Below are 22,771 nucleotides of genomic sequence, written 5' to 3' on the forward strand. Positions count from 1 at the left end.
CACGGTGGACACCCTTGCCTTGAGCTATGTGCTTGGCACTATTAACCCACACTCGGGACTTTCACCCGTTAGACTGCGCCCATGCCGGGCGCACCTAAGCAAGAAGGCTGTTCCCATATTTTAGAAACAGCCTTCTTAATTTATTCAATATTATTTTGTTTTAATAATTTAGCCATTTTTTCTTTGTCCGGCGTAATATACAACGTTTTATTATTAGTAAAAATTACAAAACCTGGTTTTGCACCAGCTGGTTTTTTTACAAATCGGCATTTTGTATAATCAACCGGCACATTTGATGAATCCTTAGCCTTGGAAAAATAAGCCGCCAAGTTTGCTGCTTCTTCAATTACAGCATCTTCTAGTTCTATTCCCTGTGTACGAATAATAACATGCGAGCCGGGAATGTCTTTAGTATGAAGCCATATATCTGAAGAATGTGCTGTTTTCATGGTTATTTTATCATTTTGGTAATTGTTTTTTCCCACAAGCACTTCTGTACCATCACTTAATATAAACTTAAATGGTTTTGATGGTGTGATAGCCATACGCTTGCGTTTCTCCATCTGCATATATCCGCCCGCAATCAACTCATTTTTTACATCAGCCAGCTCAGAAATTGATGATGACGAAAACAAGGCAGCCTCTATTGTTCCTAAGTATTTGATATTTTCACTGCACTCATTAATCTGTGTTCCTAATATTTTTTCGGCCCGGCGCAGTTTATCATATTTTTGATAATATTTTTGCATATTTTGCACGACTGTCAGTTTCTTATCCATCGGTATAACTATCTGGGCACCGTCAGCAGCATAAATATTGTTAACCTTAATTTCGCTGTCAATATGGTCAATAAACCGATATTGATATGTCATGATATTATCGGCTTTGATTTTTTCATCTTCAGCTTGCTGCGACCTGCTCAATTCTTCCAATAGTTTATTTTTTTTACCGTTTTGTTTATTTATTTCATGCACAACGAATTTTAATAAATGCTCTTTTTCCGGCGATACATAATCATCGGTCAGTTTATGGCCCATTTCCAGCATCTCACTCATGGTAGCAAATGTCATACTTTCATCATTAGGATAGATATCGAATGCAAATGCGGCCATTGCAATAACTTTATTGTTTTTATTTTTAACCAGTGTCGGTGTAAATTCCTTTTTCTTATAAATATCAAGTAGTTCCTGCAAGGCATTGGATAGTGACACATAATCGCTTTCCTCTAAAGACTCTACGGGCATATCCTTAGGCAGTCCTGCCAGAAACAATATCTGCTTAGCCGTTATTGGTCCAAAACCTGCTCCGGTATGCAGTACTGCTCGATATATATCTTCACCGATTTTTTCTTTTACATTAGCAATAAATTCATCTTGATGTTCCAATACATCGATACTATCTTGCTGCGGCGGCGGCATATATGGCCGCTGTGGCAGAATTGTACGCACGCGGCTGCTATTTGTGCCTACACGGCGCAAAGAATCAATAACTATATCCTCCTGCGTTAATATTATATTACTGTATTTTCCCATTAATTCGATGTATAATTTTTTTGTCACTATTAAACCGCCAGCCCCCAAGGTATCTATTTCCATGATGGCTGCTCTATCCCTGCCCAACTGATATATCTGGGCAATACGTCCGCCTTCAAGCTGTTTGCGCAGCAGCATGCAAAAAACCGGTGGTTCTGGTGGATTTTCTATCTGCCGTTTTGTAACTGTCATCGTTGGCATTGCCGGATCTATTGACACATGCAGTACATGCGTCATCCCCGGCAGTCTTACAGAAATATAAATATCACTTTTACGCGGCTGAGCGATCTTATCAATACGTCCACCGCTTAAAAGTCTGTTCATTTCATCTATTGATGCATAAAGGGAAAAACCATCCATTCCCATATTATCACTACCTTATTAAAGAATAGGTTGAGTATATCATACTCCATAAATAACGGTCAAATAAGCAAACATTCTATAATAATCACTTGCAATAATTGATAATAAAGCTTATTATATATAATAACGATTTTACTTTTTAAATAGATAAAGGATAAAAGGGTGATATCATTGAAAACATTAAAGTCCGCCGCACATATAACTTATAATCGAACCGCTGAACTCAGTCAAAATGTTGCCAATATAATTAATACAGTACGCCAAAACGGTGACAAGGCACTATGGGAATTTGGCAAAAAATTTGATGGATGTGACACACCGAACTTACGTATTACACCCACACAAATCGAAAATGCTTATAAACAGGTATCTTCCGAAACGGTAGAGCAGCTGCAGTTTGCTGCCAAACAAATTAAATTCTATGCCCAGCAGCAAATGAATTGCCTTAAGGAATTAGAAGTTCCCAGCAATGTGCACGGTGTTACTTTAGGTCATAAATTAATCACTGTAAAATCCTGCGGTGCTTATGTACCAGGAGGGCGCTATCCGCTTCCCAGTACTGCGTTAATGCTATCCATTCCCGCCAAAATTGCCGGTGTTGATCGAATTGTTGCCGTCAGCCCTGCCAATAAAAAATATGGCGGCATTCATCCAGCGGTTCTTGTTGCTATGGATATTGGCGGTGTCGATGAAATATACTGCACCGGTGGTGCTCAGGCTATTGCCGCGCTAACTTACGGCACAGATAGTATTGTGCCGGTTGATATGATTGTCGGACCTGGCAATAAATTTGTTACTGAAGCAAAACGTCAGGTTTTGGGCGAAGTCGGTATTGACAGTTTAGCTGGCCCCAGCGAAGTAATGATTGTTGCCGATGGCACTGCTAAACCCGAATACGCTGCTATTGATTTGCTCGCCCAAAGCGAGCATGATGCCAATGCCCGGGCTATTCTTATAACGACTGATGAAGTTTATGCCCAAAAAGTCCAGGATAAACTGCTTGACTTTGTAAAGCAGCTGCCTACAGGTGAAACAGCTTATAAATCGTGGCTTGATAATGGCACTATATTAATTGCCGCTGATGATGCAGAAATGATCGCAGCTGCCAATGAAATGGCTCCGGAACACTTGGAAGTGCACACTAAAAACAGCCTTGAATTCAGCAAAAATCTAAACAATTACGGCTCATTATTCATTGGTGAATATACGCCTGTAGCCTTTGGCGATTATTGCTCTGGTACCAACCACACTTTACCCACAATGCGTACAGCACGCTACTCCAATGGCTTATATGTTGGTACCTTCATTAAAACATCTTTTTATCAGCATATTACCGCGGAAGGCTGTCAAAACTTATCTGCACCGTGTATGCATTTAGCTGAAGTTGAAGGTCTTATGGCACATAAGCAGTCTGTTGCTGAACGCCTAAAATAAATTAATTCATCCTCTAAATATAAACCCAAAGACTGTTAGTGTAATTATTTTACGCCGGCAGTCTTTTTTATCATTATAAATACTATTTTATTTTACTAATATGTTGCAATAATACGAAATAAATATTACAATTACTATGTATGACTATAAGGTCAGGAGGTTATTATTATATGAACTTCAAATTTACTAAATGGCATGGATGTGGCAATGACTTTGTCATTATCAATGGGCTAGAAGAAAACATTGAAACCATCCAGCCTCAAGCCGCTGCTATCTGCAATAGAAACTTCGGTATTGGTGCAGACGGTGTAATTACAGTGTGTCCCTCAGAAAATGCCGATTTTTGCATGCGTATTTTTAATTCTGATGGATCAGAAGCTGAAATGTGCGGCAATGGCATTCGCTGCTTTGCCCGCTATGTATACGAAGCAAAATTAACTACAAAATCAGAGATGACAATAGAAACAAAAGCTGGTATTATGAAGCCCAAAATTATTGCTTCTGGTGACGATGTATTAGTTACAGTAAATATGGGCAATCCTGTTTTACAGGCCGATAAAGTTCCTGTGGCTGGCTTTGCTGATAAAACAATTATCTCCGAAGAAATAATTGTTGATAATGAAAATTTCCATATTACCTGTGTATCAATGGGAAATCCGCATTGTATTATCTTCGTTGACGATATTAATGCTGTTGATATTAATAAATGGGGACCTGTTTTAGAAAAGCACCAGATTTTCCCTAATAAAACTAATGTGGAATTTGTCCAGGTACTAAATCGGTCCAAGTTACGCATGCGTGTCTGGGAACGTGGTGCAGCCATTACGCTCGCCTGTGGAACCGGCGCCTGTGCTACACTTGTAGCAGGTGTTCTAAATAATTTATGTGACCGACAAGCTTCATTACAGTTAGATGGTGGGTTATTATCTATCGAATGGAATGAATCTGATAATAATGTGTATATGACTGGGCCAGCAACTAAAGTATTTGAAGGTAAATATAGTGGATAAAATAAACATAGATGAACTCAATGTACGCAGTATGACAGGTTTCGGTACAGCCGTTTGTGAAAAAGACACTTATAAAATGAGTATTGAAATTAAATCAGTAAATAATCGCTTTAAAGATGTCTATGCTCATTTGCCTGCCGGACTACGCTCATTGGAAAGTATTATAAACGAACATTTGAATCAATATGCATTACGTGGTAAAATAGATCTTTACGTTAACTACACTGATAACATTGGTAACAACAGCTCACTGGTAATTGATAAAGATCTTGCTCTTGCTTATCGTGACGCTTTAAATAATTTATCACAGATAGTTAACAACAGCGATATACATTCAGCTGATGAAAAATTTTCTTTAAATAATCTGATAAGCTTATCCACTTATCCCGGCATTTTAATTAAAGAAGATAAATTTCCTGATGTACAGGATTTGCAGGATGATTTTACGCACACTTTAGATTGCGCCATAGAATTGTTCATTCAAATGAAAACCGCAGAAGGCAAGAATCTGTGTAAAGATATTTTATATCGCATTAATGTTATTCGCAAAATAACTGATGACTTATGTCAGCTTGCGCCAACAATTGTTGAAAAATATCGGCAAAATCTTGTAGCTGCTTTAGGAGAATATCTTAATGCCAATGACCTTGACCAAACCCGCATAATTCAGGAAACTGCCATTTATGCCGAAAAAACCAATTATACGGAAGAAACAACCAGGTTAAAAAGTCATCTTTCACAATTTGAACAAACGGTAATAAACGGTGGCAATATTGGACGAAAATTAGATTTCATTGTCCAGGAAATGAACCGTGAAATCAATACCATCGCTTCTAAGGCTAATTCAGCTGATGCTGGACAGCTTGTGGTCGATGTTAAAGGCGAGATAGAAAAAATTCGTGAACAAATACAAAACATTGAATAAGTTCATTTTATAATTATTTTTATATCGTTGCATATTCAATAATCCGGAGTAGTTTATCTATATGTGACAGGTTGAATTTATTCAAATAGGAAAGGCTGGTTTATATGAGTATAAAATTAATCAATATTGGTTTTGGTAATATCGTATCAGCTAATAGAATAATTGCAATCGTCAGCCCTGAATCTGCTCCCATAAAACGTATCATTCAGGAAGCGCGTGAAAAAGGTATGTTGATTGATGCTACCTATGGACGACGTACCCGCGCCGTTATAATTGTTGACAGTGACCATGTTGTTTTGTCTGCTATTCAGCCTGAAACAGTTGCCAATCGTGTAATTGACAATAATAGTGAAATAGTAAAGGATAAAGAAAAGTAAAATGTCCAGCAAAGGAAATTTAATCATTCTATCGGGTCCTTCCGGTACTGGTAAGGGAACGGTCTGCAAAAAACTATTTGCCCAAAATTCAAATATCACCTATTCCGTGTCTGCCACAACTCGCCTGCCGCGTCCTGGTGAGGAAAACGGCCGCGAATACTATTTTGTAAGCAAAGATGAATTTGAAAATATGATTACCCAAAATCAGCTTTTAGAATGGGCTAATGTGTATGGTAATTATTATGGAACGCCCTTAAACAAAATCAATGAATTGCGGGCACAGGGAATTGATGTATTGTTGGAAATAGATACACAAGGTGCTTTGAATGTCATGGAAAAGGCTGCTGATGGAATATTTATCTTTTTACTGCCGCCATCACTTGCTGAGCTTGAAAAACGCATTCGCGGCCGAGGCACTGAAACTGCTGAGGTAATAAAAAAGCGTTTAGATGCTGCTATTGATGAAATCGCCCTAGGTCAGCATTATAATTATCTGGTAGTAAATAACAATATTGATACTGCTGTGGAACAGATAACTGCGATAATTTTAGCAGAAAAATGCCGAACCAGCCGTAATATTGATATCATTAATAAAATAAAAACTGAGGAGATATAATCATGGATATAGTAAACCCTTCAATAGATGAATTAATGCCAAAAGTTGACAGCAAATACACACTTGTTGTCTTAGCATCAAAACGTGCCCGTCAAATTTTAGACGGTGCACCTATCCGTTCTGTAAAAACATCCACCAAAAATGTAACCAATGCTTTAGAAGAGATCGCTGAAAACAAAATAAGCTATCAGCGCGTAAAAGTCGGACTTAAATAATGCTTACAGGGAAAAATATTTTACTGGGTGTATGCGGTGGTATCGCTGTATATAAAGCCGTTGACATTGCCAGTCGTTTAAGAAAAGCCGGTGCCAATGTTGATGTAATCATGACAAAATCGGCAACCAAATTTGTAACACCCTTAACTTTTCAGGAAATAACCGGCAATCCCATCAGCTGTGATATGTGGGAAAAAGTTCATACCTGGAATGTCGAGCATATTGCCTTGGCACAAAAAGCTGATTTAATATTAATTGCACCTGCTACAGCCAATATGGTTGGTAAATTAGCAAATGGCATTGCTGACGATATGCTCTCTACTACAGTACTGGCATCGTTAGCCCCTGTTTTTCTTGCCCCGGCAATGAATACTAATATGTATAACAATCCTATTTTTCAGCGTAATTTACAAACACTCAGGCAAGTTGCGAATTATAATATAATAACACCAGCAGAAGGTCATTTAGCCTGCGGCACCAGCGGTATCGGACGTCTGCCTGAACCTGCTGATATTGTACGTACTGTAGAAAACTATTTTACACCAGTGCAACAGGATTTTAAGAATGTAAAAATATTAATTACTGCCGGCGGCACCCGTGAGCCAATTGATCCAGTCCGCTATATCGGCAATCGTTCCAGCGGAAAAATGGGTTATGCCATTGCTGAGGCTGCAGCAAAAAGAGGTGCTGCAGTAACTTTAATCTCAGGTGTTACTACACTAACTGCCTCTGCTGGTATTAAAGTTATAAAGGTAGAAACTGCTAAAGAAATGCAGCAGCATGTTGAAGCAAATTTTGCATCTAATGACGTTATTGTAATGGCAGCTGCCGTTGCTGATTATGCTGTTGCCGAAGTATCTGAGCAAAAGATAAAAAAAGCCTCAGAAAAGCTTTCGCTTGAGCTTGTAAAAAATCCTGATATTCTGCTGGGACTAGGGCAGAAAAAACAGCAAAATCAATTACTCATTGGTTTTGCCGCTGAAACACAAAATTTACTTAAATACGCTCAGGATAAATTGCAGCGCAAAAATCTTGATATGATAATTGCCAATGATGTCAGCAAGGTCAACGCCGGCTTTAATGTTGACACAAATATCGTTAAAATCATCGGCAAGAACAATTTAGTTGAAGATATTCCGTTAATAAAAAAGACTGCCTTAGCCTCTATTATTCTCGATAAAATCAATAAACTAAAAACTCATTGACATTTATTCTCAAAAATAGTAATATGTATATTGTAAATGAATATGGAACTCATCAAGAGCAGCTGAGGGACTGGCCCTATGACGCTGCGGCAACCATGATTTTATTATCAAACGGTGCTAATTCCTTTAGGATTAATCCTAGAAGATGAGAGTAAGCTTATAAAAAGCCCTCTTTTCTTAGAGGGCTTTTATTTATTTACAAATTTTTCTAATCATGGAGGAACTTATGAACGCAAAACGTATATTATTCACATCTGAATCAGTTACTGAAGGCCATCCCGATAAAATTGCCGATCAAATCTCTGATAGTATTTTAGATGCAATTTTGGAACAGGATCCTAACGGACGCGTTGCCTGTGAAACACTAATAACCACTGGCCAGGTACACATTGCTGGCGAAATTTCCACCACTTGCTATGTAGACATTCCTAAAATAGTACGCAACAAAATCAAAGAAATCGGTTATACCCGTGCTAAATATGGTTTTGATGCTTCAACCTGCGGTATTTCCGTTTCTATAGACGAACAATCACCTGACATAGCTTTAGGCGTGGATAAAGCCCTAGAAGCTAAAAAAGGCAATATGGAAATTGAGGATGCTATTGGTGCTGGTGATCAGGGTATGATGTTTGGTTATGCTACCAATGAAACACCGGAATTTATGCCTTTTCCTATTGCTATGGCACATCGCCTCTCCCGTCGCTTAACTGAAGTACGTAAAAAGAAAGAACTTGATTATTTACGTCCCGATGGGAAAACTCAGGTAACTGTCGCTTATGAAGATGGCAAACCAGTTCACATTGAAGCTATTGTTGTTTCTACCCAGCACGGTCCTGAAGTATCCTTGGAAACAATTGAAAAAGATATTAAAGCCAAAGTCATTGCTCCTATTGTTCCAGAAAATATGGTTGATGAAAACACAAAATACTTTATTAACCCTACCGGTAAATTTGTCATTGGCGGCCCTCAGGGTGACTGTGGACTTACTGGCCGTAAAATCATCGTTGATACCTATGGCGGTATGGCTCGTCATGGCGGCGGTGCTTTCTCTGGTAAAGATGCTACCAAAGTTGACCGTTCAGCTGCTTACGCAGCCCGCTACGTTGCTAAAAACGTAGTTGCTGCTGGTCTTGCTGATAAATGCGAGATACAGCTTGCTTACGCTATTGGTGTTGCTTATCCTGTATCTATCAGGGTTGAAACCTTTGGTACCGCTAAAATTGATGAAGATAAAATCTCTAAGCTGATAAGTGATAACTTTGACCTGCGTCCAGCCGGCATCATAAAAATGCTTGATTTACGCCGTCCTATTTACGCACAGACTGCTGCTTACGGTCATTTTGGCCGTACCGATATTGATTTACCTTGGGAACACACCGACAAAGCTGCTCTTTTAAAACAGCAGGCCGGGTTATAATCTACATTAAAATCTTATTTTACTAAATACGACGAGGCTGCTGCACGTTAATAAAAACGTACAGCAGCCTCGTATTTTATGTTTTAAAACCGTCCCTTCAAGAAGAATAGCACTAGCAATGACTGAAAAAGGGGGCTACTAATTAATATTATAACCCCTCAGTCAGCTAAAGCTGCCAGCTCCCCTACAGGGGAGCCATAAGGAAGATAAAGCATTAATATAGCATGCATATGACAGCCTCTTTTTTCTTTACAGTAGTTATGTATTAAAAACAAACTTTATTAAATAATAATAATCAATTTTATTATTCTTCATCTAATATTTTTCCATTAGCATCAATTTCCACTTTAATCGTTTTAGTAAAATACACCCCACAACCACTAGGTTTATAAACTCCACTTTGATGGTTTTTTACTGCAAGTGGCTGCTGAAAATCTTTTTTATTATCTGGCTTAATCAACTTTAACTCTACTGCTTTTTTTATCACTATATCAAATGCTGCTTTTTGTGCCATATGTGCTGCAACAGTTGCTTTCCTATCAATATTGTCGGCACTTTCATAATATCCATATCCCTCGGCCTCAATTGTCCACACCTTACCTATATGATCAACTTTTTTTATGACAGCTGGTCTTATACTTATCTCCTTTTCTATAAATGGATTGAATTTATTACTATCGAATTTTTTCTGACGAAAAATTACAATCATATAGTCTTTTACTTTTCCATTTATTTCTTTATTCTCAATTTTTTCCGATATTTCCTGCACTGGAATATCATTTGCTGATACCGAAAAAATATTATTATCCAACCCCAAATTTTCTTTATAAATTTGGGCTTCATATTTTCTTGCAAGATCAAACTGAACCTTAAATTTTGCAAATTCACGAGCTCTTTCTTTTGTACAATTATCTAATAAAACTGTAGCCTCGGTATCTTGTTTATGGATATCAGCATCAACAAAAGTTTTATTAAAAGCTCGTGCTTTTTCTCCATTTGAATCAGATAGTGCAAAAGCACTACCTGTTGAAATTATTAATCCTTGAAATAGCATAATAGCAGTTATTACAAGAATTATTTGCGCCTTTAATTTATTCAATATATTCTCTCCTAAGTAAACTATACTGTTCCTTTATTATATAAATTATATGTTAATACTTACTTATCATAAAAAAAGTTTTGTGGCAGTATCTCTATTTTATAATTATCAGGATCATTTATAAAATAAATTCCAGCCTTTTCATTAATAACAGCAATACAATTCATAGCTTTATGTTTTTGCAGTGCATGGTCATAATCATCGACCTGCATAGCAATATGGAATAATTCTTTTTCTAATAAATTTTCTGCCGCTAACGGTTTTTTTAAATATTTTAACTCCAACTCTAAATTATTTTTATTATCAGTTAAATAAACCATTATAAATTCAGGAAAATCCAAGCGCCTTATTTCCTTTAAGTCTAAAGCTTCCCTATAAAACTCAAGCGATTTTTCTAAATCAGAAACGCATAAATTTACATGTAAAAACTCAAATTTCATTTTATTTTCCTTACAATTATTTACCTTCTTGGCATAATATAATAGCTGATAAAAAGACTGCCATGCTATGACAGTCTTTTTATCAGCTATTAGTTAGGAATAAATCCTTATATTATGTTATATCTCTGTAAAGTAGCAAAAGCCGCGCGCTGTTCAGCTTCTTTTTTGCTTTTTCCATCGCCTGTACCTTCAGGCTTTCCCTCTACAATAACAGCAAAGGAAAAAATTTTGGCATGATCAGGTCCATTTTCGGAAATAAGCTTATATTCAATACACTGTCCGCGACCTTGCACCACTTCCTGCAAAATGGTCTTATAATCTTTAAGGTTGTATCCCTGTTCAATAGAAATAAGATCAGCTTGCAGCTTATTTAATACATACTCACAGGCAATCTGCCAGCCTTGATCCATATATATGGCACCGATAATGGCCTCAAAAGCATCAGCAAGTATTGAGGGACGCCTACTGCCACCCGTCAAACGTTCACCTTTTCCCAATAGGAGATAATCTCCCACCTTCATCTGTGAGGATAGATTAGCCAACGTTGTTTCACAAACAACTGAAGCACGGGCCTTAGTCATTTCACCTTCAGGCATTTCAGGGAATTTATTAAATAAATACGTACTTGATGCTAACTCCAGTACTGCATCACCTAAAAACTCCAATCGCTCATTATGAACAATATTGTTTTTGGATTCATTAGCATAAGATGTATGCGTAAGCGCTGTATCTAATAAGCTGATATCTTTAAAATTGACGCCTAAGCTTTTAGCCAATTGTGTAATTTTTTTCGTACGTTCCTGCGAAAGCTCCATTATAAAACCTGATTTACTTAAATTTTTTCAAAAGGACTGCGGCATTATGACCACCAAACCCTAATGAATCAGAAATAGCTGCGTTAATAATTTTCTTACGTGCTACATTTGGCACATAATCTAAATCTAATGCTTCATCAGGTGTTTCTAAATTTATCGTAGCAGGCATTATATCATTTTTAACGGTAAGTGCCGTAGCAATACATTCTATTCCACCTGCTGCCCCCAATAAATGTCCAATCATGGATTTTATTGAGCTGATTGATAATTTATAGGCATGATCGCCAAAGGCACGTTTAATTGCCATGGTTTCCGTTTTTTCATTAAGCTGTGTTGATGTACCATGAGCATTGATATAATCAATATCTTCCATATTAAGACCAGCATCTTTTACTGCCAATGAAAAACATCTTGCCGGCTGAACAGCCTCAGGATCTGGACTGGTTATATGATATGCATCAGAAGTTGCAGCATAGCCGCCTACTTCAGCATAAATTTCAGCACCACGAGCTAATGCATGTTCCAAGCTTTCTAAGATAACAACACCAGAACCTTCACCCATTACAAAACCACTGCGATTTTTATCAAATGGACGTGATGCTTTTTCTGGATTGTCATTCATGTCTGTGCATAATGCTTTCATGGAAGCAAAACCAGCAACAGGCAATGGTGAAATACATGCTTCTGTACCGCCAGCAACCATCATATCAGCTTCACCGCGTTGAATTACACGCATGGCATCACCAATAGCATTAGTTCCTGTAGCACAAGCCGTAATTGGACAGCTGCTTGGTCCCTGCAAGCCAAATGTAATGGATGCCTGACCAGTAGCCATATTGGCTATCATCATTGGTACACAAAAAGGACTGATACGATTAGGGCCTTTTTTAAACAATACATCATATTGGTCATGCATTGTTCCAATGCCGCCAATACCAGTACCAATAAATACACCGATACGTTCTTTATCTTCTTTGTCCAAATCAACAGCTGCATCTTCAAATGCCATTCTAGTAGCAGCTATTGCAAACTGTGTATATCTATCCATCCGCTTTGCTTCTTTTTTATCAATAAAATCAGATGGTTCAAAATCATTAATTTCAGCAGCAACCTGTGCTTTAAAATCAGTTGCATCAAATTGGGTTATCTTACCAATACCAGATTTTCCAGCCAACAGCCCTTCCCAAAACTTACCTTTACCAATACCAATAGGCGTAACTGCACCGAGACCGGTAATAACTACTCTATTTGCCAAAATAATACTACACCTCACCTTTAATTTGCTACAGCAGCTTCTTGCTTAAGCCGTGCAAATATTTCTTTTACGGGCAATATTTCCTTTATCTTATGAATATATTCCCCTGCAAAAACTAAACCGTTTTCCACGTCACCTTGTTGAGCACGCTCCAACGCTTTTATTATACAAAAATTATGTTTACAACTTTTTAAACAATTATTGCAATGCGTTATTGGCACACTGCCCTGCATTATTTTTTCTGAAAATGGATTTCTTACGGCACGACCTGGAAGTCCTACCGGACTTTTTATTACAACAATATCTTCAGGTTTTGCCTTTAAATAAAATTCTTTAAGTGCCGGTGCTGCATTAGATTCTTCGCTTGCAGCAAAACGAGAGCCCATTTGGACTCCATTAGCACCCATATTTATAAAATCAACAATATCCTGACCACTTAACACCCCGCCAGCTGCAATAATAGGTATATCAACAGCAGCCCGTATTTCAGGTATTAATTTCTTTATAGAAATTGATGTACCTAAGTGTCCACCTGCTTCTGTGCCTTCAACAACAACAGCAGCAGCGCCAAGATTTTGAGAAATTTTCGCCAATTTAGCCGAAGATACGATTGGAACTATTGGTGTACCAGATTCCTTGCCCAGACCAAACATATCCCGAGAAAAGCCTGCACCAGCAACTACCAAATCTATACCTTCTTGTATAGCCGTCTTTATTAATTCGCTGAATTTTTTTGCAGCGACCATTATATTGATTCCAATAACCCCAGATGTCAAAGAACGTGCTAAGCGAATTTCATACCGTAGTTCGTCATTTGTCATACCGGACGCAGCGATTAAACCAATACCGCCTTCATTTGCTACAGCTGCAGCCAGACGTGCTGTCGAAAGCCTTATCGCCATGCCGCCTTGAATAACCGGTACTTTTGCGATTTTATCGCCAATCTTAAGCTCCGGAAGCTTCAAAATAACTCCTCCTATCAATTTCGCTTGTATTAGTTTAAGGAACCTTTATCAATAAAGGTTCCTTAAACTAAATAAGTATCTTATTTAGTCTGTTCTATATAGGTCACAACATCATGAACTGTTTTGATTTTTTCAGCAGCTTCATCAGGAATTTCAATGCTGAATTCTTCTTCAAAAGCCATGATTAATTCGACTATATCAAGAGAATCAGCACCTAAATCATCAATAAAAGTAGAATCAATATTGACATCATCTGCTTCAACGCCTAATTGTTCAACAACAATATCTCTAACTTTTTCGAATGTCGACATATGTTGCTCACCTCCTCCCATAAAGTTACTTTTTTATTACATCGCCATGCCACCATCAACATTAATAACCTGACCAGTTATATAAGCGGCATTATCAGAAACCAAAAACATTACTGCATTGGCTACATCCTGCGGTTCGCCCATTTTTCCTAACGGTATATTATGTAATATATTTTCTTTAGCTTTATCTGGAATTACTGATGTCATATCAGTAGAAATAAATCCTGGAGCTACAGCATTAACTGTTATATTACGTGCTGCTAATTCTTTCGCCAATGATTTAGTAAAACCAATGACACCAGCTTTAGCAGCTGCATAATTAGCCTGACCGATATTACCGGTTAAACCAACTACTGAAGCCATATTTATTATCTTTCCGGCGCGTTTTTTCATCATTAACTTAGTTACAACTTTAGTACAATTAAAAACACCGGATAAATTTGTATTTATAACAGCATCCCAATCCTGCTGTTTCATGCGGGCAAATAAGGTATCACGAGTTATTCCGGCATTATTAACCAAAATATCTATCGTACCAAATTTTGACACAACTTTATTAATCATTTCTTCTGCTGCCTGAGCGTCCGCTACATCAGCCTGAACTATCATGGCTTTACCGCCATTAGCAATAATTTCATTTTGTACTGTTTCAGCAGCAGCAGTATTACCAGCATAATTTATTGCAACACTGGCACCTTCATTAGCTAAGCTGATAGCTATTTCTCTGCCAATACCACGAGAAGCTCCAGTAACTAATGCAATCTTGCCTTCTAACAGCATTTTAACGAACCTCCTGGAAATAATCAAGCGTTTTTTGCAAAGAAGCTTCATCTTCTACATTTAAAGATTTTAGAGTTTTATCAATACGGCGATTAAAACCACATAAAACCTTACCTGGACCAGCTTCTACATAAGTGTCAGCACCAAATTCTTTCATTGAAGCAACACAGTCTTCCCATTTTACCGGGCTGGCTGCTTGTTTAATTAAGCTTGCCTTAATATCAGCAGCGCTTGTCAGTGCCTTGCCTGTAACATTAGCTACAACTGGTATTTTAGCATCACAAACATCTATTTTATCGAGTTCCACTGCTAATTTTTCAGCAGCTGGAGCCATCAATTTGCTATGAAAAGGTGCACTTACTGGCAGCAATACGCATTTTTTGGCTCCAGCTTCTTTTAATTTATCAACAGCTGCATTTACGCCTGCTGTCGTTCCTGCTATAACTACCTGACCCGGACAATTAAAATTAACAGCCTGTACCAATGATATATTATCGGTAATCTGCTGACATATGTCAACAATTATATTTCTGTCAAGACCAATTACAGCCGCCATACCGCCTTCACCAACTGGAACAGCTTCCTGCATATAAGAACCACGCCTATTAACAAGATACACGGCATCAGCAAATTTCATAGCGCCGGCGACGACTAATGCTGAGTATTCGCCCAAGCTATGACCGCCGACTATCTGCGGTACTATGCCTTTTTCCTGTAAAATAGTTGCAGCGATAACGCTGACCGTTAATATAGCTGGCTGAGTATTAGCCGTTAATTTTAAATCTTCCTCTGGACCATTGAAACACATATCCATTATGGAATAACCCAAAGCATCATCAGCTTCTTTGAACATTTTTTTAGCAACATCATAATTATCAAAGAATTCTTTGCCCATTCCTACTGTTTGTGAACCTTGTCCAGGAAAAATGAATCCAAGTTTATTCATAAATAAATTATCCTTTCATATTCCGTTCAAATAAAATAGTTACCGACAACTATTTTGAACATTATCCAAAGCATTTTGCATTTGATCTACTATATCAGTAATAATTTTTTGTACTGGTTTTATTTCAGAAAGCATTCCACTGATTTGACCAATCATAACTGAACCATTTTCAACATCACCTTTATGTGTTGCTAAATTCAGTTTACCAGCACCAAGTTTTTCAAGTTCTGCAGTGCTTACACCTGATTTTTCCATCTCTTGGAATTTACGTGTCAATTTATTGGATAAAACGCGTACAGGATGACCTGTTGTCCGGCCTGTTACCACGGTAGAACGATCTTTTGCTTTTAAAACTACATTTTTATAATTGTCATGAGCGATACATTCTTCTGATAAAACAAACCGTGTTCCCATTTGAACGCCAGCTGCTCCCAACGAAAATGCAGCTACCACACCACGACTGTCCGCAATACCACCAGCAGCTATAACTGGTACATCAACAGCATCAACAATCTGCGGCACAAGTGACATTGTAGTAATTTCGCCAATATGTCCGCCGCTTTCCAAACCTTCAGCAATAACGGCATCTACACCTGTTCTTACTAATCTTTTAGCCAACGCCACCGAAGCTACTACGGGAATTACTTTGCTGCCAATTTCTTTTAATGCGGGAATATATTCAGCTGGATTGCCGGCACCAGTTGTAATAACCGGTACTCGTTCTTCAACTACAACCTGCATTACTTCTTTTACGAACGGTGACATCAACATTATGTTAACACCAAAAGGTTTATCAGTCCATTTTTTTGTTTTTTGAATTTCTATGCGTAATAAATCTGGCGGCATATGTCCAGCACCAATTATTCCTAAACCACCAGCATTTGATACAGCAGCTGCTAATTCAGATGTGCCAATCCAAGCCATACCACCCTGAAATATCGGATATTTTATATTAAGCAGTTTACAAAGCTTATTATTCTCAAACATCTTATTCCCCCTTAGCCCATTTCATTACACATGATGCCCATGTAAGACCAGCACCAAATCCTGAAAATGCTAATACATCACCTTTTTTGAAGTGATTATTATGCGCAGCTTCCGCTAATGCGATAGGAATAGAGGCTGCCGATGTATTACCATATTTATCAAGGTTTATAATCACCTTATCCATTGGCATCTTTAACCGTTTAGCTCCGGTTTGGATAATGCGGATATTTGCTTGATGCGGTACCAGCCAGTCAATATCTTCTCTTTGCAACGCAGCTTTTTCCAACGAACGAAGAACTGTTTCGCCCATCGCTTTTACGGAAAAGCGAAAAACTTCTTTACCGTTCATCTGCATATAATGCATACGTTCATTCACTGTTTCCAAAGACGCTGGATGTAAACTCCCACCAGCAGGTATCTGCAGATTATCTCCGCCAGGACCATCAGCACCAAGATCAAATCCCATCATACCATAGCCAGCTTCAACCTGTCCATAGACAGCAGCACCTGCTCCATCACCAAAAAGCACGCAGGTATTTCTATCCTGCCAATCAACAATTTTTGATAAGGTTTCAGCACCGATTACTAATATTTTTTTATATACACCTGACTCAATAAACTGACAGGCAATCGCTGAAGCATAAACAAATCCAGAACATGCTGCCGTTAAATCAAAGGCTCCGGCATTTTTGGCTCCTAATTTATCTTGTAAAATACAAGCCGTCGATGGAATTATTCTGTCTGGTGTAATTGTTGCTACAATTATTAAGTCGAGCTCTTCTGCTGTAGTATTAGCATCTTTCAATGCCATTTCAGCAGCTTTAACCGCCAAACTTGAGGTAGCCACATCTTTCGCTACTATGCGACGTTCATGTATACCAGTCCGTTCTACTATCCAGTCATCACTGGTATTAACCATTTTTTCAAGATCAAAATTCGTCAGTTTTTTTTCTGGCAAACAATATCCTGTGCCAAGTATACCGGCGCTATTTTTCTTGGTCATTAGCCAGCATCTCCTCTTTTTGCATATTTTCTCGAATGCGGCTTACAACATCGCGTTTCACATACTCACAAGCCACACCAATTGCGCTTTTTATTGCTTTTTTATTTGAACTTCCATGCGCTATTATATAACATCCATCTATACCAAGTAAAGGAGCACCCCCATACTCAGCATAATCAATTTTTTTGGCAATTTTCTTTAAAGTAGGAGCTAACAACAATGCACCAAGCTTTGCCAAAAAGCCACCATTTTTTATGGCTTCTTTTATCAATTTCAGCAAGGTTTTCGCCAAGCCTTCAGCAAATTTCAAAACAATATTGCCGACAAAGCCATCACAAACTACAACATCAACTGTACCGTTCGTAATATCGCGGCCTTCAGCATTACCGATAAAATTAATTGTATGCATATTCTCTAATAACGGATATGTACTTAAAACCTGTTCATTGCCTTTTGTTTTTTCTTCACCAATATTTAAAAGTCCCACGCGTGGTCGCTCTACGCCAAATACACATTCAGAATAAATCGACCCCATCAAAGCACTTTGTTGTAAATGTTTGGGCTTGCTGTCAACATTGGCTCCCGAATCCAAAAGGAGCGTCACTCCATGTCCTGTTGGAATAGGTGTTGCAATAGTTGGACGAGCTATTCCTGCAATACGTCCCAATATAAACAGTGCTGAGGTTACGGCGGCTCCAGTGCTGCCAGCCGAAATAACTGCATCACATTCACCAGTTTTTACTAATTGTGCTGCCACAACTAAAGAAGAATCTTTTTTCTTTCTTACGGCAGCTGCGGGATGTTCTCCCATCTCTATAACCTCAGTTGCATGATGCACTGTAATTTTTAAGTTCTCCCAATTTGGGAATTTATCTAACTGTGCCTGTATTTTATCTTGATCACCAACAAGCACTATTTCACAATCAAAACATTGGGCCGCATCAATCGCGCCAGCAACTATCTGTTCAGGTGCATAATCGCCACCCATTGCATCCAGCGCTATTTTCATATTCAGCCTCCCCATTGTTTGCTAAAATATAATCTCTAATTTGAATCATCGTTTTGTTATTATACTGGCTTTAATATAAAATAGCAAGTAAAAGATATAATTTTTCCGCTGTTATGTCAATGTTTGTTAGTTTTACGATATATTTTTCAGTTATCCATCATTTTTCATTACGATAGAAAATATATTTTTATGCTGTTTTATTTCTATATTTATGAATAATTCTCAAGCGAATTTTGTTTTTTGTATATGCAAATAAGTTTTGTACTTTATAACATAAATAAACTCCCGAATACTAAAATTTAATTTCAATACTCAGAAATCTCAAGTTTCTACTTTATGTATAAATTATTCTTCCCTAAAATAAAAAGAATGAGCAAGATATAGACAAATATACCTTGCTCATCAGAACTTTATTCCGCAGCGGAAACAACTTCCTTTCCATCATAGTATCCACATTCTGTACAAACATGATGTGGCATTTTAGGTTCGTGGCATTGCGGGCATGATACGAAACCTGGAGTTTCTAATTTCCAATTAGCACGGCGCTTATCACGGCGAGCTTTAGACATTTTACGCTTTGGTACTGCCATTTAAAACACCTCCTTAAACCGACCCAATATTAAACTAATCCTTTTCCAGCAGTTTTTTTAATACCGTTAAACGAGCATCTATTATCGTTGTATCACAATCACACTGCTGTTCATTAAGATTTATGCCGCATTTAGGGCACAAGCCTCTGCAATCCGGTTTACATAAATTAGCCATAGGCTGTGCAACAATAACAACATCGTGAACTAAATCAGTGATATCAACAAAATCGCCACTAAACAGGTTAACATCTTTTTGAGTTTCAGGGGCATCTACTGCGTAAATCTCATCAAAATCATTAACCTGATCTTCGGTAATTTTTCCCAAGCAGCGATCACATATAAAATGCCGTTGGCATTTCACACTACCTTGCAAATGATATCCAGTTCCAGTATTTTCAGCTATACCGCTTACTTCTATTGTTCCTATAATCTGATAATCATCTGTCGGAAAATTAAATTCGTCGGCAGGTAAATTAAAAGCAAATCTATAATTCCTACCACTGGCATTGTTTACATCGGATAATTTTATTTTCATCATAAGATAACAACCTCAATTTATTATAGCGGGCACTATATATTTTGTCAAATTAGTTTTTAATTTTTTTTTATTTTATGCTTTTTTCTTTTCAATATACTATAATATACCTAAAATAACAATAAATTGAAAGGAATTTTTATGAAAATCTTTGGTATTATTGCTGAATTCAATCCCTTCCATAACGGTCATAAATATTTAATAGACTCCATACGCAAAAAATTCCCCGATGCTGTTTTTGTAATAATTATGAGTGGCAGTTTTGTCCAAAGAGGGGAACCTGCTATTTTTGACAAGTGGCAGCGTGCCCATATGGCTCTATTAGGTGGTGCTGACCTTATTATAGAGCTTCCTACAGTTTTTTCTCTGCGAAGTGCTGAAGGATTCGCCCAAGGAGCTGTCAAATTATTAGCATATTTAAATTGTATCGACTATATTTGTTTTGGCAGTGAAACCTCTGATATTACTACATTAATAAAAATTGCTGATTTTTTAAATAATGATTTACAAATTAACAGCCTGCGCGAAAAATTACAGCAGGGCAGCTCTTATGCCGCTGCTATCAGTGAACTAATAGCACAGTATCTTCCCTCTGCCAAGGGATTACTGCAGGAACCTAATATTATCTTAGGTATAGAATACTTAAAAACCATGCAGCAAATAAATGCTGCTTTTTCGCCCATCATTATAAAAAGACAAATATCTCATCACAATGATACAACTATAAACGGTACAATTTCCAGTGCTACCTCTATCAGAAATCTTTTGCACTCTTTACAATATAATAGGAAGGATTTACAAACAGTTCTTCCGGCAGACTGTTTTGCTTTAATCACTGCCAACTTGGATATTGCTGACAACAACAGACTTTTTCCAATTTTAACTGCCAAACTGCGCTGCACTAATACCGAAGAATTAAAAAAATATGCCCAAATAAACAACGGTCTTGAATTTAAATTTTTGCAAGCCGCCTCTACTGCCAAAAATATCAATGAGCTTGTCGATAAAGTAAAAAGCAAACACTATCATCACAGCAGGCTTAGACGTAATCTAATGCATATTCTTTTAAATATTTCAGCTGACAGCTTAAATAATTTTACGGCACTCGGCCCACAGTATGCACGTGTTTTAGGTTTTAACGGGCAGGGACAGACTATTTTAAAAAAAATTAAAAAACAAGCGCAAATTCCGGCTATCATAAAGACAACACAATTTTTATCACAAAAACAATTATGGAAGCATCCCTTGTCCGGTCTGCAAAAAATGCTGGCTGTGGATATCCATGCCACTGATTTGCAGGCACTTTGTTATCCACAGCCAAAGAATGCCGGCCGTGATTTTTATACATCGCCAATTTACTTAAAATAATAATAATTAATTTTACATTGCTATTATACTATCATTGTTATTTTGATAATGTTATTATAATATTAATTATTTTTATTACTAATTTTAGAAAGAGGTGTTTACTCCATGCCTAAGATAACAATAAAAACCATAGTGTTCATATTCATGCTATTACTTATTACCACCACGGTATCGGCGACCAGTAAAGAAGATCAAAGAACTGCCTTACTGCATAAAACCGTTACCACACTACAAGAACTTTATAGCAAACAGCCTAAGGCAAAATCTGTAATTGAGCATTCTGCCGGCTATGCCGTATTCAATAATACTGGTTTTAAACTATTGCTGTTAGGACATTCACATGGACAGGGGGTTGCTGTTAACCGCCGAACCGGCAAAAAAATATTTATGCGCATGCAGGAATATCAAGCAGGCCTCGGTTTAGGGGTCAAGGAATATGCCGTTATTTTTGTTTTTTCTAATGAAGATGCTTGGAATTCCTTTGTTGAAAAGGGCTGGACTTTTGGCGCACAGGCAACTGCTGCCGCTACCGATGGTGTAAACGGCGATGCCTTAGAAGGTGCTGTCCCCATATCGCCTGGTGTCTGGATCTATCAGATGACCACTAAAGGACTTGCTGCTGAACTTGCTGTAAAAGGCACCAATTATTACAAAGACAAAGATCTCAATTAAATACGCTCTATTATATAAGAACCGCTATTTATGCGGTTCTTTTTTTTATTGCTATATAATTCCGCTTCCTAATATATGTTTTATTTCATTGCGAAATTAGTGCTTATCCTAGTAATAAACTAAAATTATAGTTTTAAGTCAACTTTTAAAATCAATGAGTTGACAATAAATTAATATTAGGTTATTTTAACAATAGTCCATCTTTACTATTATAGGAGAATAAAACATGATATTATTTCTTAGCGGCTGGGCCGCAAATAAGGATATTTTTCCCAATCCTCCAAAAGTCTCCCCCCTGCATCGCCACGATTTTTCCGAAAAGGTCAGCGCGAAAAGTTTGTCGGAGTCGCTGTTACATATCTGTCCCCAGGGTGGGCTTCACTTGATTGGCTGGTCATTAGGCGGCATGATGGCTTTAGAATTAGCCGCTAAATATCCAGAAAAAATAAAGGAATTAACGCTTATTAGTTCCACCGCTAAATTTATCAATGACAAAAATTATAATGCTGGTATTCCAGCCAGCAGCCTGAAATGGCTGAAGCGGCAAGTTAACCATAATGCATCTACTGCCCAGCTGGCCTTTTATCAAACTATGTTTTCAGCAAAAGAAAAAGCTGCTGCTGATATTTTTGCCGCCAGAGAGCCTATGATCAAAAGCACAGCAGCATTACTGGCTGGTCTGGAGTATTTGCAATATAGCGACCTGCGCAGTCTTTTGAGTGCAATTACAGTAAAAGTCAAAATCATTCATGGCTCAGCTGATACTATTTGTCCGCTGACAGCAGGAATATACCTAGCTGAACATCTGCCTAATTGTGAGCTTTTCACTTTACCTGATTGTGGTCATATTCCTTTTTTAACTGAAAATAATCTTTGCAATAAAATCATATGGGGTAATTAAT

25 protein-coding genes and 1 riboswitch are annotated in these 22,771 nt (G+C 37.6%); of the genes, 11 read left to right on the top strand and 14 right to left on the bottom strand.

Annotated features, from left to right (window positions below; all coding sequences use genetic code 11):
- Positions 1-140: 140 nt before the first annotated feature.
- Complete coding sequence (locus tag HNR32_RS05830) at positions 141-1,898, bottom strand: Rqc2 family fibronectin-binding protein (RefSeq protein WP_183860631.1); 1,758 nt, start codon at positions 1,896-1,898, stop codon at positions 141-143.
- 168 nt (positions 1,899-2,066) lie between these two features.
- On the opposite strand from HNR32_RS05830, the gene hisD reads away from it, so the two are divergent.
- The 8 genes from hisD to metK all read left to right on the top strand — a co-directional run bounded on the left by hisD (position 2,067) and on the right by metK (position 9,094).
- Positions 2,067-3,329, top strand: coding sequence for a histidinol dehydrogenase (gene hisD / locus HNR32_RS05835; RefSeq protein WP_183860633.1), 1,263 nt, complete (start codon positions 2,067-2,069; stop codon positions 3,327-3,329).
- A 170-nt stretch (positions 3,330-3,499) separates the two neighbouring features.
- Positions 3,500-4,339, top strand: a complete 840-nt coding sequence (gene dapF / locus HNR32_RS05840; protein ID WP_183860635.1) for a diaminopimelate epimerase — start codon at positions 3,500-3,502, stop codon at positions 4,337-4,339.
- Entirely contained in the window at positions 4,332-5,264 is a 933-nt protein-coding gene (locus HNR32_RS05845; protein WP_183860637.1) for a YicC/YloC family endoribonuclease, read from the top strand. Before dapF ends, HNR32_RS05845 begins: the two co-directional genes overlap by 8 nt.
- A 104-nt stretch (positions 5,265-5,368) precedes the next feature.
- A complete protein-coding gene (gene remA / locus HNR32_RS05850) occupies positions 5,369-5,641 on the top strand; it encodes an extracellular matrix/biofilm regulator RemA (RefSeq protein WP_183860639.1) in 273 nt (90 codons plus the stop codon).
- Position 5,642: 1 nt separating this feature from the next.
- Positions 5,643-6,257 (top strand): guanylate kinase, encoded by a 615-nt coding sequence (gene gmk, locus HNR32_RS05855; RefSeq protein ID WP_183860641.1) that lies wholly within the window; start codon positions 5,643-5,645, stop codon positions 6,255-6,257.
- Between the two features lie 2 nt (positions 6,258-6,259).
- Positions 6,260-6,472, top strand: coding sequence for a DNA-directed RNA polymerase subunit omega (rpoZ, locus tag HNR32_RS05860; protein ID WP_221300573.1), 213 nt, complete (start codon positions 6,260-6,262; stop codon positions 6,470-6,472).
- A complete protein-coding gene (gene coaBC, locus HNR32_RS05865) occupies positions 6,472-7,677 on the top strand; it encodes a bifunctional phosphopantothenoylcysteine decarboxylase/phosphopantothenate--cysteine ligase CoaBC (protein ID WP_183860643.1) in 1,206 nt (401 codons plus the stop codon). Before rpoZ ends, coaBC begins: the two co-directional genes overlap by 1 nt.
- A 46-nt stretch (positions 7,678-7,723) precedes the next feature.
- Positions 7,724-7,829: riboswitch (SAM riboswitch) on the top strand.
- A 74-nt stretch (positions 7,830-7,903) separates the two neighbouring features.
- Positions 7,904-9,094 (top strand): methionine adenosyltransferase, encoded by a 1,191-nt coding sequence (metK, locus tag HNR32_RS05870; RefSeq protein WP_183860645.1) that lies wholly within the window; start codon positions 7,904-7,906, stop codon positions 9,092-9,094.
- A 304-nt stretch (positions 9,095-9,398) separates the two neighbouring features.
- Here the strand turns inward: metK and HNR32_RS05875 are convergent, their stop codons facing one another.
- From HNR32_RS05875 to HNR32_RS05935, 13 genes are all read right to left on the bottom strand, one after another.
- Positions 9,399-10,193, bottom strand: a complete 795-nt coding sequence (locus HNR32_RS05875; protein ID WP_183860647.1) for a hypothetical protein — start codon at positions 10,191-10,193, stop codon at positions 9,399-9,401.
- A gap of 59 nt (positions 10,194-10,252) precedes the next feature.
- On the bottom strand, positions 10,253-10,633 hold the full coding sequence (locus HNR32_RS05880; protein WP_183860649.1) for a VOC family protein: 381 nt from the start codon (positions 10,631-10,633) through the stop codon (positions 10,253-10,255).
- A 107-nt stretch (positions 10,634-10,740) separates the two neighbouring features.
- Positions 10,741-11,448: a ribonuclease III gene (gene rnc, locus HNR32_RS05885; protein ID WP_183860651.1), complete on the bottom strand. Its 708-nt coding sequence runs from the start codon at positions 11,446-11,448 to the stop codon at positions 10,741-10,743.
- Between the two features lie 13 nt (positions 11,449-11,461).
- Positions 11,462-12,703: a beta-ketoacyl-ACP synthase II gene (fabF, locus tag HNR32_RS05890; RefSeq protein ID WP_183860653.1), complete on the bottom strand. Its 1,242-nt coding sequence runs from the start codon at positions 12,701-12,703 to the stop codon at positions 11,462-11,464.
- Positions 12,704-12,723: 20 nt separating this feature from the next.
- On the bottom strand, positions 12,724-13,668 hold the full coding sequence (locus tag HNR32_RS05895) for an NAD(P)H-dependent flavin oxidoreductase (protein ID WP_183860655.1): 945 nt from the start codon (positions 13,666-13,668) through the stop codon (positions 12,724-12,726).
- An 80-nt stretch (positions 13,669-13,748) separates the two neighbouring features.
- The gene (locus HNR32_RS05900) at positions 13,749-13,979 is read right to left on the bottom strand and encodes an acyl carrier protein (RefSeq protein WP_183860657.1); all 231 of its coding nucleotides are present in this window, start codon (positions 13,977-13,979) and stop codon (positions 13,749-13,751) included.
- 36 nt (positions 13,980-14,015) lie between these two features.
- Positions 14,016-14,759 (bottom strand): 3-oxoacyl-[acyl-carrier-protein] reductase, encoded by a 744-nt coding sequence (gene fabG, locus HNR32_RS05905; protein WP_183860659.1) that lies wholly within the window; start codon positions 14,757-14,759, stop codon positions 14,016-14,018.
- Position 14,760: 1 nt separating this feature from the next.
- Positions 14,761-15,705 carry an ACP S-malonyltransferase gene (gene fabD, locus HNR32_RS05910; RefSeq protein WP_183860661.1) on the bottom strand — a complete coding sequence of 315 codons (945 nt, stop codon included), beginning with the start codon at positions 15,703-15,705 and terminating at the stop codon, positions 14,761-14,763.
- A 39-nt stretch (positions 15,706-15,744) separates the two neighbouring features.
- The gene (gene fabK / locus HNR32_RS05915) at positions 15,745-16,692 is read right to left on the bottom strand and encodes an enoyl-[acyl-carrier-protein] reductase FabK (protein ID WP_183860663.1); all 948 of its coding nucleotides are present in this window, start codon (positions 16,690-16,692) and stop codon (positions 15,745-15,747) included.
- 1 nt (position 16,693) lies between these two features.
- Positions 16,694-17,695, bottom strand: a complete 1,002-nt coding sequence (locus HNR32_RS05920; RefSeq protein WP_183860665.1) for a beta-ketoacyl-ACP synthase III — start codon at positions 17,693-17,695, stop codon at positions 16,694-16,696.
- Positions 17,679-18,704, bottom strand: a complete 1,026-nt coding sequence (gene plsX / locus HNR32_RS05925; protein ID WP_183860667.1) for a phosphate acyltransferase PlsX — start codon at positions 18,702-18,704, stop codon at positions 17,679-17,681. The genes HNR32_RS05920 and plsX overlap by 17 nt, the downstream gene beginning before the upstream one ends.
- Before the next feature lie 410 nt (positions 18,705-19,114).
- Entirely contained in the window at positions 19,115-19,294 is a 180-nt protein-coding gene (rpmF, locus tag HNR32_RS05930; protein ID WP_183860669.1) for a 50S ribosomal protein L32, read from the bottom strand.
- A 34-nt stretch (positions 19,295-19,328) separates the two neighbouring features.
- Entirely contained in the window at positions 19,329-19,832 is a 504-nt protein-coding gene (locus HNR32_RS05935; protein ID WP_183860671.1) for a YceD family protein, read from the bottom strand.
- Positions 19,833-19,970: 138 nt separating this feature from the next.
- Between HNR32_RS05935 and HNR32_RS05940 the strand changes: the two genes are divergently transcribed.
- The 3 genes from HNR32_RS05940 (at position 19,971) to HNR32_RS05950 (ending at position 22,770) form a co-directional block, all read left to right on the top strand.
- A complete protein-coding gene (locus HNR32_RS05940) occupies positions 19,971-21,197 on the top strand; it encodes a nucleotidyltransferase (protein ID WP_183860673.1) in 1,227 nt (408 codons plus the stop codon).
- Positions 21,198-21,302: 105 nt separating this feature from the next.
- A complete protein-coding gene (locus tag HNR32_RS05945) occupies positions 21,303-21,869 on the top strand; it encodes a lipid-binding SYLF domain-containing protein (RefSeq protein ID WP_183860675.1) in 567 nt (188 codons plus the stop codon).
- A gap of 226 nt (positions 21,870-22,095) precedes the next feature.
- A complete protein-coding gene (locus HNR32_RS05950; RefSeq protein WP_183860677.1) occupies positions 22,096-22,770 on the top strand; it encodes an alpha/beta fold hydrolase in 675 nt (224 codons plus the stop codon).
- Position 22,771 lies beyond the last annotated feature (1 nt).

This window comes from Pectinatus brassicae, assembly GCF_014201835.1.
GTDB lineage: Bacteria > Bacillota > Negativicutes > Selenomonadales > Selenomonadaceae > Pectinatus > Pectinatus brassicae.